The organism is Natrarchaeobaculum aegyptiacum (assembly GCF_002156705.1).
Taxonomy (GTDB): domain Archaea; phylum Halobacteriota; class Halobacteria; order Halobacteriales; family Natrialbaceae; genus Natrarchaeobaculum; species Natrarchaeobaculum aegyptiacum.
Genome location: NZ_CP019893.1, coordinates 37,918 through 55,058 on the forward strand (window position 1 = coordinate 37,918; position 17,141 = coordinate 55,058).

Genomic DNA, 17,141 nt, shown 5'->3' on the forward strand with positions numbered 1-17,141 from the left:
TGTGACGTCGCACGACATAATGTCACCATCGAGACTCGAGAAACGCCCCGACGCGGTCCACGCTGGGAACGTGCTGGGTCCCCGTTCGTCGTGCCGCGAGTGCGCCACAGGCGTTTGCGTACTCGAGTGCGCGCTCGAATCCACCGCCGTCGATCCTGACCGCGATGAAACCGGCGGCGAAGGCGTCGCCCGCGCCCGCGGTGTCGACGGGGTCGACGTCGAATCCGGCGTGCTCGCAGGTTCCAGACGGTGAATGGACCACTGCGCCGTCGCTGCCGCGTTTCTCGACGACCACGCGGTCGGCGTACGGCGAGTCGACGTACTCGCCGTCGAACAGGGCTGTCACCTCGTTTCCGTTGGCGAAGATCACGTCGCTGGCTGCCAGGACCTCGTCGTACTGCCGGTCTGCGACCCGGCGCCCGGGATCGAAACTGACCGTCACGCCAGCCTCGCGAGCGAGCGTCGCGATTCGAGCGGCCGTCTCCGGCCGTTGACTCGTCAGGTGGACGTGGTCGGCCGACTGCACTCGATCGGGATCGACCTGCGACGGTCTGATCGCTTCGTTGTCACCGTTCCCGCCGAGGATCGCGACTTCGCCGCCGTCGTCGACGAGCAGGTATTTCACCGCCGTCTCGCCGCCTTCGACCGTCCGAACGCCCTCGAGGTCGACGCCGGTGCGCTCGAGTTCGCGGCGGGCGAGCAGTCCGTGGTCGTCGTCGCCGACGCTCCCGACGAGGGCAGTGTCGACCTCGAGGGCGGCGAGCGCCGCGGCGACGTTGGCGGCGCTGCCGCCGCCGGACTGGTGTCGCGAGCGAATTCGTGACTCGCCGTCGGGAGCGGGCAACCGGTCGACGCGCAGGGTCACGTCCCAGTTGACGTGGCCGGCGGTGAGCACGGTGACCATTCGACTTCGAGTAACGGCCGGGCAGGGGAAAAATCTAGCCGACCATGAAGAGCAAGACGTTGTGGACGCCGGGGCCGAGACCGACGGCGGCGATGAACGCAAGCAGCAGCCTCGCCTGCCGGGGGGCTTCCCTGACGAACTCACGGAAGAGCCCCAGTACGACCAGCGCGAGCACGACCTTCACGAGGACGAACAGCCAGCCAGCACCGACGTACTCGGCGGTCGGCAGTCCCCCGGCAGTCTCGAGGACGAGCCGAGAGAGCGGGACCTCCTCGTGTGCGCCGAGGACGTCGTAGCCGACGGCGGTCGTGACGCCGTCGAGGGCGTGCCCGAAGACGACGATGGCGCCGGTGACGCCGGTCGTGGCGGCGACGTCGGTGAACCAGAGGCCGAGGGCGAGCCACGCGAGCGCAGTGACGATACCGGCGACGACGGTCGCGATGACCGGCCAGAACGGCTGGAACGTGCCGACCTCGAGGCTCGTCACGATCGCGAACATCGCGAAGACGACGAAGAAGCCGGTCCCGGTGATACCGAGGAACCGCTCGATCGTCGGCTGGAGTCCAGCGGCGTGAAGCAGGATGCCGCCGATCCAGGCGAGGCCGGCGACGACCGCGGAGACGAGGTAAACGCTCGGCGTCGCGAACATGATGGCGATCTCCGGCGGATAGGCCTCGAGCCGGTGCAAGACGTGCAACGTCGATCCGAACATCATCCACGGCGTAAACGCGAGCACCGTCCGGTCGGTCACCGGCGGGTCGAGCGACCACAGGAACGCGACCACCCCACCGAGGATCACGAGCGTGGGCCCGAGAAGGTACCACGGTGGCAGCACGAACCCCTCTGGAAGGACCATGGTCCTACTGGTCGGGACCAGTGACTAACACGTTTCGGTTGCGGTTGGGGTTACTGTTAGGCCCTCGAGTGAAAAAACGAGCGTTGCAGGGGTGCTCGAGGCCGGCCGGATCCGTGAGTTTGCTCGAGTCGCCCGCGGTCAGGGTCGCCAGGGCTCGCCGGTCGAGTGGCCGAACAGTTCGCGCATGAGGACGACGATGCTCTCGGGTGGGAACTGCCCGCGTTCTGTCACGATCGCGTCGACGTGTCGCGGTGGCGTGACGTCGAACGCCGGGTTCTCGACGGTCAGCCCGTCTGGATCGCTCTCGCCGACGATCTCGGCGCGTTCTTCGTCCGAGAGGACTTCGGATTCGGCGCGTCGCTCGATCTCGACGGTGTGACCGGTCATCGTGTCCGGATGCAGTTTGATCGTCTGGGCGGCGACCACCACGGGCACGCCGCGCTCGCGGGCCATCACTGCCAGCCCGCTGGTGCCGATCTTGTTGACCACGCTGCCGTCGGCGGCGATGCTGTCGGCACCGACGAGGACGTGATCGGCCCGCTCGAGCGACCGCCGGGCAGCGTTGTCGACGACGAGCGACACCGGGACGCCCCACTCGCGCAACTCGCGGGCGGTGATGTGACCCTGCTTGCGGGGCCGGGTCTCCTTGACGATGGCCTCGATTTCCTTTCCCTCCTCGAGGGCGGCCTCGACGCAGGCGAGGGCGTCGGTCGAGTGACAGTGCGTGAGGACGACGTCGCCGTCGCGCAGTCGGTTGGCGCCGACCTCCCCGAGGCGAGACTGGGCCTGCTCGAGATCGGTGCGGAACTCCTCGGCGTGTGCGATCGTAGACGACCGGAGGTCCGAGACGGTCGTCCCCTCCATCCCGTGGAGGACGTACCGGAGGGCGTTCGGGAGGCTCACCGCGGTCGGTCGCGTCTCGTAGAGGGTCCGTGCAGCCCGGCGGAGCGCCGCGCGAAACGCCTCGGGACTGCCGGCGTCCGTCTGTCTCGCCTGGGTAGCGAGTGCCTCGGCAGCCGCGTCGGCGATCGCCGCGGCACCGCGAATCTCCATCTCGGCGATCGCCCGCGCGGTCTCCTCGACGGCCGGGTCGACGCGGGCGTCAGCTGGTGCCATGGGGTGGCATTCCCGCCGAGCGGTGAAAAACGATCGGGCGGTCGACGAACTGGGAAGTGCGACCGGGGAAGCGAACGATCGATCGGATTTTTGCCCTCCCGGAAACTCTCTCCGCCATGGACCAGAGCGACCTCGCCCCGCTGATCGATCATACCGTTCTCGGGCCCGAGACGACCCCCGCAGACGTCCAGCGAGTCCTCGGGGAGGCCGCCGAGTACGGGATGAACGCCTGCATCCCGCCGTTTGCGGTCGAGTCGGCCGCCCGGCAGGCACCGGACGTGACGATCGCCACGGTCGTCGGGTTCCCCCACGGACAGCACGACCACGACGTGAAGCGCCGCGAAGGTGTCCTCGCCTGGAAGGCGGGCGCTGACGAACTCGACGTCGTGGTCAACGTCGGCCTCCTGAAAGCCGGCGAAGACGACCGCGTCCGGGCGGAACTCGCGGAACTGGTCGCCGCCGTTCCGGTACCGGTGAAGGTCATCGTCGAGGCACCGCTGCTCACCGACGATGAACTCCACCGGGCCTGCGAGGCCGCCGTCGCAGCGGACGCGACGATGGTCAAGACCGCGACGGGGTTCGCCGATCCGAACGCCGCAGCGCGCGTCGACGACGACGCAACTCCCGGCGCGACGATCGCCGACGTCGAACTGATGAGCGAGTACCTTCCCGTCAAGGCCAGCGGCGGCATCGGCAGCTACGACCGGGCGATGGCAATGCTCGAGGCGGGCGCCGAGCGCATCGGTGCCTCGAGTGGCGTCGCCATTCTCGAGGGGGCACCGGAGCCGTGACCGAGGATATCCTCGTCGCAGGCGAGACGCTGATCGACTTCCTGCCCGGGCGGCCGGGACCGCTCGCGGACGTCTCCGGGTTCGACCGGCGACCCGGCGGCGCGCCGGCGAACGTCGCCGTCGCGCTCGCAAAGCTCGAGCGGCCACCGCTGTTCTGGACGCGCGTCGGGACCGATCCATTCGGCCGGTACCTCGAGGGGGTGCTCGAAAGCCACGACCTCCCCGACCGGTTCCTCGAGCGCGACCCCGACGCGAAGACGACGCTCGCGTTCGTCACCCACGACGCCGCGGGCGACCGGGCGTTCACCTTCTACCGGGACGACACCGCGGACACGCGCATGGAACCGGGCCGGGTCCCCGACGAGACGCTCGCGGACCTCGAGTGGGTCCACGCAGGCGGCGTGGCGCTCTCGAGCGGTCGGTCGCGCGAAGCGACGCTCGACCTGCTCGCGCGGGCGGCCGCGGCAGACTGTACGGTCTCGTTCGATCCGAACGCGCGAGCGGAACTCTGGCCCGACGAGGAGACCTTCCGCACTGTCTGCCGTGAGGCCCTCGCCCACGTCGACGTCTGGAAGGCCACCGTCGAGGAACTCGAGGCGCTCGGGTTCGGCGACGGCGAGGTGCGACCCGAGGAGATCGCACGCGACGCTCTGGCGTTTTCGGACGGGAAAGGCGACGGGAGCGAGTGCGGAGGTGAGGGCCCACACACGGTGCTCGTCACTCGCGGCGGTGATGGTGCCGTCGCCGTCGCGTCCGAGCGGGCACCGTGGAACGCCACGGGCGAATCGCCGGCTATCGTCGACCACCGCGGATACCCGGCCGAGGTCGTCGACACGACGGGCGCGGGCGACGCCTTCCTCGCCGGTTCCATCGCTGCCCTGTTCGAGGGACGGCCACTCGAGTCGTCTCTGGCGTTCGCGAACGCGGTCGCGGCGACGGCGACCACCGCTGCCGGGGCGATGGCCGCGTTGCCCACCCGCGAGGCGGTCGACTCGATGCTCGAGGGTCGCTGACCGGCCGGATCACCGCTCGGCCGGTGCAAGCAGCCAGCCTAACCGGGCTCGGTCCGCTCGTGGTTGTATGGCCACCAGCGTCCGGGACGCACTCGGATTCGGCAAACGCGTCGTCGACGGCGTACAGGAGACGAACGTCCCGTTCATGGCCGCGAGCATCGCCTATCAGGCGTTTATTTCGTTGCTCCCGTTGCTCGTACTCGTGTTCTTTCTGGTGACGATCGTCGGCGACGAGCAGTTCGCCGCGTCGGTGACCGAGACGACCGAGGGTATGCTCCCCGAGAGCGGGCAGCTCCTCATCGAGGAAGCGATCACGGATTCGCCGGCGACTGCGGGATCGACGCTGCTCGGGGTCGTCGTCCTGCTCTGGGGTTCGCTGAAGATCTTCAGGGGGCTCGACACCGCATTCTCGGAGATCTTCGGGCCGACGGACGACGGCTCGTTCGTCCGCGACCTGCTCGACGCCCTGATCGTCTTCGGTGCGATCGGCGGTGCCCTGCTCGCGGCCGCGGCCGCGGGAATCGCATTCGCGTTCGTCCCGGCGTTCCCTTTCGACGGCGTCGTCCAGTCTTCGATCCTCGTCGTCGTCCTCGTGCTCGCGTTTTTCCCGATGTACTACGTCTTCCCCGACGTCGACGTCTCGCCCAGACAGGTACTCCCCGGCGTGCTCGTCGCCGCCGTCGGCTGGATGGCCCTCCAGTCGCTCTTTCGGGTCTACGTCGGCTTCGCCGCCGATTCCGACGCCGCCGGCCCGATCGGTGGCATTCTCCTGTTGCTCACGTGGCTCTACTTCGGTGCCCTCGTGTTGCTCGCTGGCGGCGTCGTCAACGCCGTGGGAACCGGCCACCTCGAGCCGAGCGACGACGAGGACGAGGCAGAGTCGATAGCCGATCCGGACCGCGAACCGTTCGTCGACGACGACCAGGTACGCGAACGGCTCAGTACCCGAACAGAACGCCTCGAGCGCGAACGCGACCTCTTGCGTAACGACGTTCGGGCCCAGCGCTCGCGACGCTACCGACTCGAGGACCGGGTCGACGACCTCGAGTCGACGGTTCGGGACCTCGAACGGGAGAACGAGCGACTCCGGCGGGAGCGTAATCGGCGGGAGTCCCCGAGCTGGCGACGGTCGCTCCAGAACGCGCTCGCGCACGTCCGTCACGTTCGTGTCGGGTCGGTCGAGCGGGAGTGATCGCTGGAACGGTATCGGGTGAAAGTCGAGACATTGTAGTAGCGTGCGCGCACAGCCACAGCCCGTGTCGTATCCCGTCCGGAACGCTCGCGCCCGCATTCTCGAGGACCACGACGACGTTATCGGCGAGGTCGAACGATGTGCCGACGCCGTCGCCGCCGCCTGGGACGACGCCGACACGAGAGCGCGCGAGGACGTCACCGACCCCATGTCCGCAGCACTCGAGGCGACCGGCACACTCGAGCAGCTTCCGGGAGTGCTCGCCGACGCCGTCGAGGCGGCAGGTGGTCACCTTCGAGCGCCGCCGGTCGCCGCACCGCCGTACGTCGTCGTCACGAGCCGCGGACCGGTACTCCGGGCGACGCTCGAGATGGGGCGGCTCGTGATTCGATTCGACGCCTTCGAGGTGGTCCGGCACCCGGGGGCCGACGACCCACCGACCTACCGGCGACGGGACGACCTCCGACTGACCGTCAGTCTGGGGTGAACGTTTTTGCCGTGCCGGTCGAAACGACCCGGCGATGCACGCACGCGCAGCAGCGTTCGCCGAGCGCACACGCGAAGAGTACGACTTCGAACCGGACGTCGAGGAGTTTCCCGAGGGGACGAAGACCGCCGAGGACGCTGCCGCGGCGGTTGGCTGTGACGTCGCACAGATCGCGAGTTCGCTGGTGTTCGACGTCGACGGCTCGCTGGTCGTTTCGGTCACCAGCGGCGCGAATCGAGTCGACGAAACGGCGCTCGGGGCGGCCTTCGACGCCAGCAGTGACGAGGTCTCGATGGCCGATCCGGACCGCATCCGCGAGGCGGTTGGCTGGTCGATCGGTGGTGTCCCGCCGTTCTGTCACGATCGATCGATTCCCGTCGTGATCGACGAGACGCTGCTCGAGTTCGAGACCGTCTGGGCTGCGGCGGGAACGCCGGAAGCCGTGTTCCCGATCGATCCCGAACGGCTGTGCAGGTATGCCGATGCTGAACCCGCCGTTGTGTCGAGGTAACACGCGGCCGCCGATTTCGGGCGGGCCGGCGATGTGCGGTCGTGAGCCGCGTATTCCGTTGTTAACATCGACAGTTTGATTACCAACCCATCGCACTTTCCCACCACAGACTAACAATGTCGATCGATCAGAATACGTTGACGCGGCGGAAGGTGCTCGCGACGTCCGGTTCGCTATCGGTGCTCGGGGTGGCTGGTTGTCTCGATGGTGAAGACGAGCCAGCCGACGATGCGGGGGCGGCAGCTGATGATGGAGACGACGACTCCGCTGACGCCGACGGAACGGAGACGGGCGAGTCGACCGTTACGTTGCTCGTCGAAAGTGCCGGTGGTCACGGTCACGACCACGACGACCACGATCACGACGACCACGATCACGACGACCACGACCACGACGACCACGACCACGACGACCACGATCACGACGACCACGACCACGACGACCACGACCACGACGACCACGGCCTGAGCGAACACGAGATCGACCACGCCTGCGGCCACATGGAGTTCGACGAACGAGAACCCCTTTCGGCCGGTGGTGATGAAGACGACGCGCCAACGATCTCCGACACGCACCAGCCGTTCGACGTTGCCCTCGACGGCGGAGAAGGGTACGTCATCTTCGAGGTCGACGACCACGATCACGACGACCACGACCACGACGACCACGACGACCACGACCACGACGACCACGATCACGACGACCACGATCACGACGACCACGATCACGACGACCACGATCACGACGACCACGACCACGACCACGATCACGACAACGGAACCTTCGCGTTCTTCTCCGACGTCGCCGGCGCAATCGAAGTCGTCGACGGGCACGTCGAGTACGAGACCGACCACGTCGACGAGTGTGACTACATAGAAGAGTACTCGGTCGTCGAACTCCACGACGGACGTGCCGTTCTTCGGCTCAGCGCCGACCAGTAATCGTCGCTCGTCGACTTTTCTACCGACTCGAGGGGTGACACTGAATCCCCGTGTTGGCGTCCCTGCGAAACCGCAATGCGGGTCGCGGATGCACTGGGACAGACGGGCGGGTCGGTGTCTGGGTGCGACCGGATGTCAGTCGCTGCAGGTGTGTCGATAGATGTGCTCGGTATCGGTTTCGCGGTCTGTCGGCCGGTCGAGGGTATCCAGCGTAATCTCCTCTGTGACCTCGAACATCCTGATGTGCGAGAGTTCGACGTCGTGTTCGTCGGCGTAGACGGTACAGATGTGGTCGCCGAAATTCGCGGGTAGTTCGTCGTCAGGCCCCGACCGTCGCACGCTGTTCATGAAAAACCGTTGGCGGTACGTATCGTGCTGTGTCTGGAGCTGGGCGTCTGGTCGGTCCCAGGTGAACTCCCTGTCGTTGAAGACGTCGAGGCGATCCCCGTCGGTCGTCTGCGCACCGAAGACGTAGTATCGGTCGGTCGTCCGTGGCTGGGGAGCAAAGACGCTCCACTCTGGCTGGACGATGCCGAGACTTTCTGCGGTCATATGCACGTACTCGCCGCCCGGCGTCTCCGCGACCTCGTGATTGAGTCGATGCTGGTCGTAACTCCCGTCGTCGACGATCGCGCCAGCGTTGAGCACGAGGACCGCGACGATCATCCCAAGTGCGACGACGACCAGCGCGAGTGTCACAGTGGCGACGACACGCTTCAGGACATCGAACCGTTCGGGTCCAAGCTGTCGGTCCGGGAGTGACCGAGCGACCCGTCGCAACGTTTCCCAGGGAACGACCTCGACGGGATCGACGCCGAGGCGTCGGCACAGACGGCGACCGTCCTGCCAAAAGGCCGCTGGCACGAACAACGCGAGACCAGCCAGTGCGACGTATGCGAACGCGCCGATCCGGACCGTGAGTGCGAACGAGAGGTGACCACCGACGAAAAGCACAAGCAGCGGGAGTCGTAGACGGCCACGGAGAGCGACGAGCAACCAGCCCCCCAACAGCATGTAGAACCACAGCATCCCACCGTAGGTCAGAAGCGTCGGGAACTCACGGAGAACGTCCCCGAGGAGGAACGTCATTTCGTCGATACCGAACACGAGCGGCGCGGCCTCCCCGCTTCGCCATAACGCGGATTCGCTCTTGTGAACCCCGTTGAGGACGTACATGAAGACCATCTGCCCGAGCGCGAGAGCCGATGCAACACCCACGACAGACCGTCGTGGTACGCGATCGGCATGGACGGCGTCGACCGACCAGCGCTCACCGAGGGGGAGAAAGATCGCCCAGAAGAGCAACAGACGAAACAGGGTGTCCGCATAGCTGAGGACGAACGGGTTGTGGTGATCGAGTGAGACGACGAACAGAAACGATAGAATTGTGGCTGTTCGAGTCCGATAACCCACGATCAGAGCCAGCGCGAACAGTACCTGCAACCCCAGTAGCCCGGCGATGAGTGAGGGGTCGCTCGTGAGATAATATACCGAGATGGCGTACTCTGGCGTGTTCTCCCGTGCGACTCTCTGTGTAACGACGCCGCCGTCGGTGTAGTAAAACGAGAAGTTTCGGGCCCGGAGGAACACGTCGGCAACGATGAGTACTCCGACGAGGATCCGGAATACTGCGAGTGACCGAGCGTCGATGCGGAAGCAATCGAGAACGTACTCACGGGCAGAGACGGCGAGTCGAGCGAGAGACGGGCGTGTCCTGCGGTTCACGATTGACACCCGGTGAGCGTTACCGGACGAGTTGGGTATTAATTCCAACGACGGGTTTAATATCGTGCCGATGTTGGCGGAGACCCTGAATAACGAGGGAACTGCCCTCGAGAACGCTATCAAACTCCGTTCTCGATAGTCGATAGGACGCCACGGAGGAGACTGGACGTCTCGAGAGGGTGACTTCGTACGCAACTCGGCCCCGGGAGAGACGACAGATGGGCCGCCATCGAGCTATACTAGCCACTGCACGTCAGTGCACACCTGATCGTCAGACGGATCGACGATCGGTGTGTAACTCGTCGCAGTTGGTACTATGCCATGGAACCGGACGACGAGATCGACAGGCACTGACCAGGTTGCTAGGACAGACTCCTGTCACCGCCACGAATTATTAAATAGAGAGAGTTAAATAATAATACTTTTAACGGAGCGCCGCCAGCTACCGATATGGATTTCACACGGCGATCAGTCCTCACGACCGGTGCTGGAGCTGTTACGCTCGGGACGCTCGCCGGCTGTCTGAGCGACCCTCTGGAGAGCGGGAGCGGCGAGGGTGGATACGCCGCGTTCTTCGCACTCTGGGACTGGGCTAACCAGGTCGCAGGCGACGAGATCGAGTTCGAAAATCCCGTCGACACGGGGGAGATGGGTCACGGCTGGGAGCCCGACGGCAACCTCGCCCCGGAAATCGCCTCGAGCAAGGTCTTCGTTTATCTCGACACGCCGGAGTTTGCCTGGGCACAGGACGTCGTCGCGGACCTCGAACGGGACTACGAGGGCGAAGTCGAAGTTATCGACGGTCTCGAGGGGATGGGGCCGTACCTCATCCCGTTCGACGGTGGCGAGGACGATGCGCTGCCTGAACCCGACCACGACCACGAGTTCGATCCCGACGACGTTTCTCGAGACCGCTTCGACTTCTACGACCTCCGATCGAACGACCAGCTGGGGTACTGGCACATCGATCACTGGCACGGCGGTGTCCCCGACGTTCCCGTCGACGACAGCGTCCCGATCGGGGCGGTCTTCAGGGACAACCGGGAGCGTGTCGTCCCGCTCGGTCCCAACGAGGCGTTTCAGTTCGACGCGCGGCTGGCAGCGGGAGCACCCGATGACGTTCTCGAAATCGAGTCTCACGGCGATTCGGTCTCGTTGATCGGTCACGAGACGGGGGCAACGGAGATCGTCTTCGAGCTTCGACACGAGAACGAGGTCGTCTACGACACCGACGCAGCCCCGATGAGCATCGACGTCGTCGAGGAGGTCGACGGCGGTGCTGGGGAGTTCCACGATCCACACACCTGGGTCGATCCCGTTCTCGCACAGCGGATGGTCGACACTATCGCAGATGGCCTCGCCGACGTCGACCCGGACAACGCCGACGTCTACGCCGCAAACGCCGAGGATTACAAGAACCGCCTCGCCGACATCGACAGACAGTTCGAGGAACTCACAGAGAACGCCGAGCGCGACGTCGCCGTGTTCGTCGCCCACGATTCGTTCCAGTACGTCGAACGACGGTACGATTTCGAGTTACACACGCCAGTGGGCATCACACCCGACGCCGCCGAGTCCCTCGACGACGTCGCCGACATGATCGATGTCGTCGAGGAACACGACATCGACACGATTCTCTACGACCCGTTCGAGGCGCCGGACGACGAACAGATGCCGAGCGCAGCCCGAATGCTGTTGGAGAACAGCCCCGCAACCAACGCCGAACCGCTCACTCCAGCCGAGGGAACGACCCACGAGTGGGCCGACCAGGGCTGGGGCTGGGTCGAACAGATGGAAGAAGTGAACATTCCCTCGCTCGAGAAGGCGCTGGGTGTCCACGAGTAATGACCTCACGGCTTCACTGCACCACTGCCACCGTCGGTCACCGACGCCAGATAGAAGAACTAAACCGGTCGGCACTCGAGAATCCAGTAGGATCACCGTGAGTCAGGTCGTCACCGTCGAGCACGTTTCGTTTGCCTACGGCGAAAAACTCGCCATCGATGACATATCGCTGTCCGTCGAGCAGGGAGACTTCCTCGGGCTTATCGGCCCGAACGGTTCGGGCAAGACGACGTTATTGCATCTCATGCTCGGCCTCCAGCAGCCAGATCACGGCACCGTCGAGCTGTTCGGTGAACCGGCCCAGGAGTTCGAGGATGGCCAGCGCATCGGCTACGTCGCCCAGCGCTCGACCGACAGAGGCGGGACGATGCCGATTACCGTTCGCGAGGCGGTGACGATGGGCCGGTTCGCACACGTCGGCCATTCGCGACTGAGCGACGAGGATCACCGGATCGTCGAGGAGGCCCTCGAGACCGTCGGCGTCGCGGACCTTGCCGGTCGGCGGATCAACCAGCTCTCGGGTGGACAGCGACAGCGTGCGTTTATCGCGCGGGCACTCGCCTCCGAGGCCGATCTGCTCGCACTCGACGAACCCACCGTCGGCGTCGACGCCGAATCCCGCGATCAGTTCTACGGCCTGCTCGACGACCTCAACCGGCGGGGAATCACGATCATCCTCATCGAACACGATATCGACGTCCTGACCAGACACGTGAACAAGATCGCCTGTATCAACACGGAACTGTACCACCACGGAGATACCGTCTCGTTCCTCGAGAGCGACGCGTTAGCGGAGGCCTACGGCGCGGCCCACGGCGTCGTCGAACACGACCACCCATGAGCCTGGATACACGAACCGAGGAGCAAGTCGAGCGAAGCAGTAGCCGCCTCGCGTGGTTCCTCGGCGACTCGACGCGGGAACGACTCGAGTTCGGCGGCATCGTCGTGACGGGGCTGCTCGCGACCCTGATGATCGGCTTCATCCTCCTCGACTGGCTCCGGTTTGCGCCAGAGTGGGCCGCGGTCGGTCCCTACGCGGCAGTGGCCTTCGAGCAGTTCCGGATCGTGGGGGCCTGGATGGACGTATACCTCGGGACGAACGTCTTCCGTCACCCGTTCATGTGGCGGGCGATCGCGACGGGCGTCCTCATCGGGATCGTCGCACCGCTGGTCGGGACCTACCTTGTGCACCGCCAGATGGCGCTCATCGGTGAAACGCTGGCCCACACGGCGTTTGCGGGCGTCGCAGTTGGCCTCCTGTTTATCGCCGTTACGGGCTGGCACGGTTCGCTGCTGCTCGTCGCACTCGTCGTCAGCGCGCTCGGAGCGATCGGTCTCCAGCGGCTGACCGACCGGACCAACACCTACGGAGACGTCCCCATCGCAATCGTCCTGAGCGGGAGCTTTGCCGTCGGCACGTTACTCATCAGCTGGGGTCGTGACTTCGCCGCGATGGCGATCGACATCGAGGGGTTCCTGTTCGGGAGCCTCGCGATCGTCACCGTCGAGGGAGCACGGATGGTCGCTGTCCTCACCGTCGCTGTCGTCGCCGTCGTCGCCGTTACCTACAAACAGCTGCTCTTCATCACGTTCGACGAACAGGCCGCTCGCGTCGCACGGCTGAACGTCGACCGGTACAACACCCTGTTGATCGTCATGACTGCGGTGGTCGTCGTCGGTGCCATGCAAATTCTTGGCGTGATCCTCGTCGCCGCGATGCTCGTGATCCCGGTTGCAACCGCCTCACAGCTCGCCCACAGCTTCCGGGAGACGCTGTACCTCTCGATTATCTTCGGCCAGATCGCGATCCTCGGCGGCCTCGCGTTCTCGATCGCTGCGAGTCTTCCCCCCGGTGGGGCGATCGTCGTGGTTGCGATCGGCTTTTACCTCCTGGCGATCGCGTTTTCTGGCCGATCGACGGCGATCTCGATGCACTGATCGTCGAGAGGTCACTCCCCGCACCCGGGAACGGGAGGGGCCTTTATCCTGACACGCGGTGAACCCAGATTCGATGGGACGGGTATCCGACCTCTTTGCTCCCGAGACCGTCGCCGTCGTCGGCGCGACCGACCGCGAGGGCGCCGTCGGACGAGCGATTCTCGAGAACCTCCGGGCTGATTTCGACGGTGACGTCGTTCCGATCAATCCCGGACAGGACGAGTTGCTGGGCCTCGAGTGCTACCCGGACGTCTCGAGCGCCCCACCGGTCGACCTCGCCGTGGTCGTCGTACCGCCACCGGCCGTCCTCGAGGCGATCGAGGACGTCGGTGAGGCTGGCACCGAACACGTCGTGGTCATTACCGCCGGGTTCGCAGAGACCGGAAGCGAGGGTGCCAGACGCGAACGGGAGTTACGCGAGCTGGCCGACGCGTACGACCTGAACGTCGTCGGCCCGAACAGCCTCGGGATCATGTCGACTCCGGTCGGGATGAACGCCACGTTCGGCCCCGAGAACGCCCGCGAGGGCTCGATCTCGTTTATGAGTCAGTCGGGGGCGTTCATCACGGCCGTGCTCGACTGGGCGAACGAACAGGGAATCGGCTTCCGTGACGTCGTCTCACTCGGCAACAAGGCCGTCCTCGACGAGGGCGACTTCGTGGACGCCTGGGGGGCGGATCCGGACACCGACGTCGTCATCGGCTACCTCGAGGGGATCGACGACGGCGCCGAGTTCGTCCGCACGGCCCGCGACGTCACCGACGAGACGCCGATCGTCCTCGTGAAGTCGGGCCGAACCGACGCCGGCGCGCAGGCTGCGTCCTCGCACACGGGCGCGATCGCTGGCAGCGAGCAGGCCTACGAGGCCGGCCTCGAGCAGGCCGGCGTCCTCCGGGCTCACTCCGTCCAGGAACTGTTCGACACCGCGCGAGCGCTGGCCGGCCTGCCGGTGCCCGACGGAGACGGCGTTGCAGTCGTTACCAACGCGGGCGGGCCGGGCGTCCTCACGACGGACGCGGTCGGTGACTCTTACCTCGAGATGGCAACCTTCACAGACGAGACGATCGATCGGCTCGAAGCGGCCTTGCCCGACGAGGCGAACGTCTACAACCCGATCGACGCACTCGGCGACGCAGATACTGGTCGTTTCGCCACGGCGCTCGAGATCGTCCTCGAGGATCCGAACGTAGACAGCGCGATCGTCGTCAGTGCGCCGACGGCCACCCTCACGTACGACCGGCTCGCCGAGGTGGTGATCGAGGCCCAGCAAACTCACGAGAAGCCGGTCGTCACCTCCCTGATGGGCGGCCAGCGCGCCCGGGCGGCCGAGGAAGTGCTCCGGGAGTTCGGTATCCCGAACTACTTCGATCCCTCACGAGCGGTGACCGGCCTCGACGCCCTCGCGCGGTTCAGGGACGTCAGGCGACGCGAGCGCGACGAGCCCGAAACGTTCGACGTCGACCGCGACCGGGCGCGAGAGATCCTTGCCCGGGCCGACGACCGGGTCGATAACCGACTCGGCATCGAGTCGATGGACCTCCTCGAGGCCTACGGTATCCCAACGCCAGACGGCGAGGTCGTCGACGATCCGGCCCACGCACGTGAACTCGCGGAGACGATCGATGGCGACGTCGTGATGAAGATCGTCAGCCCGGACATCTCCCACAAGTCCGACATCGGCGGGGTCAAGATCGGCGTCCCCGACGACGAGGTCGAAGACGCCTACGAGGATCTGGTCTCGCGAGCCCGCGCCTACCAGCCCGACGCGCGGGTCCTCGGCGTTCAGGTCCAGGAACTCATCGACCTCGAGGGGACGACGGAGACGATCGTCGGGATGAACCGCGATCCGCAGTTCGGCCCGCTGTTGCTCTTCGGGCTGGGTGGTATCTTCGTCGAAATTCTCGAGGACACGGCGGTTCGGGTCGCCCCGATCGGCGAAGACGAGTCTCGCTCGATGATCGAGGAAATTCAGGCGACACCGCTGTTGCGCGGCGCTCGTGGCCGCGATCCTGCGGACGTCGACGGCGTCGTCGAGACGATCCAGCGACTCTCACAGCTGGTGACCGACTTCCCGCAGATCCTCGAACTGGACGTGAACCCGCTCGTGGCCGGCCCCGACGGCGTACAGGCGATCGACCTCAGACTGACCGTGGACACGGAGACCGAGACAGAGACCGATGACTGATACGAACGACATCGAGACGACAGACAGCGGCACCGAGGACGACTCTGAATCACCATCGCAGACCGGAACCACCGACCGGATGGCCGACGCCATCCTCGTCGCCTCCCTCGAGGAGAGCACTGGCAAGACCGCGATCACGCTGGCGCTGGCCGGGATCGCTCGCGAGGCAGGCGAGCGGGTCGGCTACATGAAACCGAAGGGGACCCGTCTGCAGAGTAACGTCGGGAAAACCCTCGACGCAGACCCCTTGCTCGCCCAGGAACTGCTCGGCATCGAGGACGACCTGCAGGACCTGGAGCCGATCGTCTACTCGCCGACGTTCGTCGAGCAGGTGATCCGCGGGCGGGAAGAGCCAGCAGCGCTTCGGGACCGGGTCGAGGAGGCGTTTACGACGCTCACAGCTGATCGCGACCGGCTGTTCGTCGAGGGCGCTGGCCGGTACGATCGGGGGGCGCTCGTCGACCTCACCGACCCAGACGTTGCGGACCTGTTCGACGCCCGCGCCATCCTGATCGCACCGTTTTCCGACCCGGGTGACGTCGACGACGTGCTGATCGCCTGCGAGGCGTTCGGCGACCGGCTCGCCGGCGTCGTCTTCAACGACGTCGCCGACGCCGTCTACGATCAGCTCGAGACCGACGTCGTCCCGTTCCTCGAGGGGCGGGGGATCGACGTGCTGGGCGTCCTCCCGAGCGAACGCGACCTCTCCGGGGTGACGGTCGCCGACCTCGCGGACGAACTCGGTGCACGGCTCCTCGTCGAGGAGGGGACCGACGCCTACGTCGACCGGTTCGCAGTCGGCGCGATGGGGGGCGACAGCGCGCTGCGGCACTTCCGCCGGACGAGAGACGCCGCCGTCATCACCGGCGGTGATCGGGCCGACATCCACACGGCGGCGCTCGAGGCCCCGGGCGTTCGATGTCTCATCCTCACCGGTGGCCACCGGCCGTCGGGTGCGATCCTCGGACAGGCCGCCGAGAAGGGTCTCGCCATCCTCTCGGTGCAGACGGACACCCTCACCACGGTCGAGCGCGCCGAAGACGTGGTCCGGAGCGGACGAACCCAGGACGAAGAGACCGTCGGTCGGATGGAATCGCTGCTCGTCGACCACGCCGCCGTCGACGCCATCCTCGAGTAAGGCGGTTTTCGCGAGGATTACGGTTCGATCCAGTTGCGTCTGACGACAGTCACGTCTGACCAAGAATTAAGAGCCAGCCGCGCATGGAGTCGGACATGGACGACACTCCGCAAGAGATCACCTCGCTCGTCGGCCGCGAGGTCTACTCGAACAGCGGCGTCTTCGTCGGCGAAGTCGAAGACCTCCAGTTGAACCTAAACGGCGAAGCCGTCACCGGTCTCGCGCTCGGCAGCCTCAACTCCGAACTGTTTCGCGACGAATCGCGAGCCGGACAGGGCGTCATCGTCCCCTACCGCTGGGTTCGCGCGGTCGGGGACGTCGTGCTCGTCAACGACGTGGTCGAGCGCGTCCGCGACCCGGACGAAGAACAGGACGAACTGGTCGCCTGAGTCGATCGGAACCAGCTTTCGATTCCTCGCTTTCCGTGACTCGTCATCGTCAGGTCGCCCCCTCGAACCGTCGACCCTCAGGTCCTGACTGGGGTCGGTAGGCGTGTTCA

Annotated in this window: 16 protein-coding genes; 12 read left to right on the top strand and 4 right to left on the bottom strand. The window is 65.8% G+C overall.

The genetic code is table 11. The features are described from left to right. Positions 1-22: 22 nt before the first annotated feature. The 3 genes from B1756_RS00170 to B1756_RS00180 form a co-directional block, all read right to left on the bottom strand. A complete protein-coding gene (locus tag B1756_RS00170) occupies positions 23-904 on the bottom strand; it encodes an ATP-dependent ribose-1-phosphate kinase (protein WP_086886712.1) in 882 nt (293 codons plus the stop codon). A 34-nt stretch (positions 905-938) separates the two neighbouring features. Further along, positions 939-1,760: a DUF63 family protein gene (locus B1756_RS00175; protein WP_086886713.1), complete on the bottom strand. Its 822-nt coding sequence runs from the start codon at positions 1,758-1,760 to the stop codon at positions 939-941. Between the two features lie 138 nt (positions 1,761-1,898). Next, positions 1,899-2,876 (bottom strand): ribose 1,5-bisphosphate isomerase, encoded by a 978-nt coding sequence (locus B1756_RS00180; RefSeq protein ID WP_086886714.1) that lies wholly within the window; start codon positions 2,874-2,876, stop codon positions 1,899-1,901. A gap of 116 nt (positions 2,877-2,992) precedes the next feature. Between B1756_RS00180 and deoC the strand changes: the two genes are divergently transcribed. The 6 genes from deoC (at position 2,993) to B1756_RS19285 (ending at position 7,811) form a co-directional block, all read left to right on the top strand. Beyond that, complete coding sequence (gene deoC / locus B1756_RS00185; protein WP_086886715.1) at positions 2,993-3,667, top strand: deoxyribose-phosphate aldolase; 675 nt, start codon at positions 2,993-2,995, stop codon at positions 3,665-3,667. Beyond that, complete coding sequence (locus tag B1756_RS00190) at positions 3,664-4,680, top strand: carbohydrate kinase family protein (protein ID WP_086886716.1); 1,017 nt, start codon at positions 3,664-3,666, stop codon at positions 4,678-4,680. The genes deoC and B1756_RS00190 overlap by 4 nt, the downstream gene beginning before the upstream one ends. A gap of 67 nt (positions 4,681-4,747) precedes the next feature. Then, complete coding sequence (locus tag B1756_RS00195) at positions 4,748-5,872, top strand: YihY/virulence factor BrkB family protein (RefSeq protein WP_086886717.1); 1,125 nt, start codon at positions 4,748-4,750, stop codon at positions 5,870-5,872. A 64-nt stretch (positions 5,873-5,936) separates the two neighbouring features. Further along, complete coding sequence (locus B1756_RS00200; RefSeq protein WP_086886718.1) at positions 5,937-6,359, top strand: DUF7988 family protein; 423 nt, start codon at positions 5,937-5,939, stop codon at positions 6,357-6,359. 34 nt (positions 6,360-6,393) lie between these two features. Then, positions 6,394-6,870: a YbaK/EbsC family protein gene (locus tag B1756_RS00205; protein ID WP_086886719.1), complete on the top strand. Its 477-nt coding sequence runs from the start codon at positions 6,394-6,396 to the stop codon at positions 6,868-6,870. A gap of 116 nt (positions 6,871-6,986) precedes the next feature. Next, positions 6,987-7,811 carry a hypothetical protein gene (locus tag B1756_RS19285; RefSeq protein ID WP_161493132.1) on the top strand — a complete coding sequence of 275 codons (825 nt, stop codon included), beginning with the start codon at positions 6,987-6,989 and terminating at the stop codon, positions 7,809-7,811. A gap of 135 nt (positions 7,812-7,946) precedes the next feature. On the opposite strand, the gene B1756_RS00215 is transcribed toward B1756_RS19285, so the two are convergent. After that, on the bottom strand, positions 7,947-9,659 hold the full coding sequence (locus tag B1756_RS00215; RefSeq protein WP_228434424.1) for an HTTM domain-containing protein: 1,713 nt from the start codon (positions 9,657-9,659) through the stop codon (positions 7,947-7,949). A gap of 327 nt (positions 9,660-9,986) precedes the next feature. Here B1756_RS00215 and B1756_RS00220 point away from each other — a divergent pair, with 327 nt between their 5' ends. The 6 genes from B1756_RS00220 (at position 9,987) to B1756_RS00245 (ending at position 17,031) form a co-directional block, all read left to right on the top strand. Further along, the gene (locus tag B1756_RS00220) at positions 9,987-11,381 is read left to right on the top strand and encodes a metal ABC transporter solute-binding protein, Zn/Mn family (protein WP_086886720.1); all 1,395 of its coding nucleotides are present in this window, start codon (positions 9,987-9,989) and stop codon (positions 11,379-11,381) included. Between the two features lie 97 nt (positions 11,382-11,478). Beyond that, entirely contained in the window at positions 11,479-12,222 is a 744-nt protein-coding gene (locus B1756_RS00225) for a metal ABC transporter ATP-binding protein (RefSeq protein WP_086886721.1), read from the top strand. Beyond that, the gene (locus B1756_RS00230; RefSeq protein WP_086886722.1) at positions 12,219-13,319 is read left to right on the top strand and encodes a metal ABC transporter permease; all 1,101 of its coding nucleotides are present in this window, start codon (positions 12,219-12,221) and stop codon (positions 13,317-13,319) included. Before B1756_RS00225 ends, B1756_RS00230 begins: the two co-directional genes overlap by 4 nt. A gap of 73 nt (positions 13,320-13,392) precedes the next feature. Further along, positions 13,393-15,504: an acetate--CoA ligase family protein gene (locus B1756_RS00235; protein ID WP_086889969.1), complete on the top strand. Its 2,112-nt coding sequence runs from the start codon at positions 13,393-13,395 to the stop codon at positions 15,502-15,504. Beyond that, entirely contained in the window at positions 15,497-16,642 is a 1,146-nt protein-coding gene (locus B1756_RS00240; protein ID WP_086886723.1) for a phosphotransacetylase family protein, read from the top strand. Before B1756_RS00235 ends, B1756_RS00240 begins: the two co-directional genes overlap by 8 nt. Before the next feature lie 95 nt (positions 16,643-16,737). Further along, positions 16,738-17,031 carry a PRC-barrel domain-containing protein gene (locus tag B1756_RS00245; RefSeq protein ID WP_086889970.1) on the top strand — a complete coding sequence of 98 codons (294 nt, stop codon included), beginning with the start codon at positions 16,738-16,740 and terminating at the stop codon, positions 17,029-17,031. The last annotated feature ends 110 nt before the right edge of the window (positions 17,032-17,141 follow it).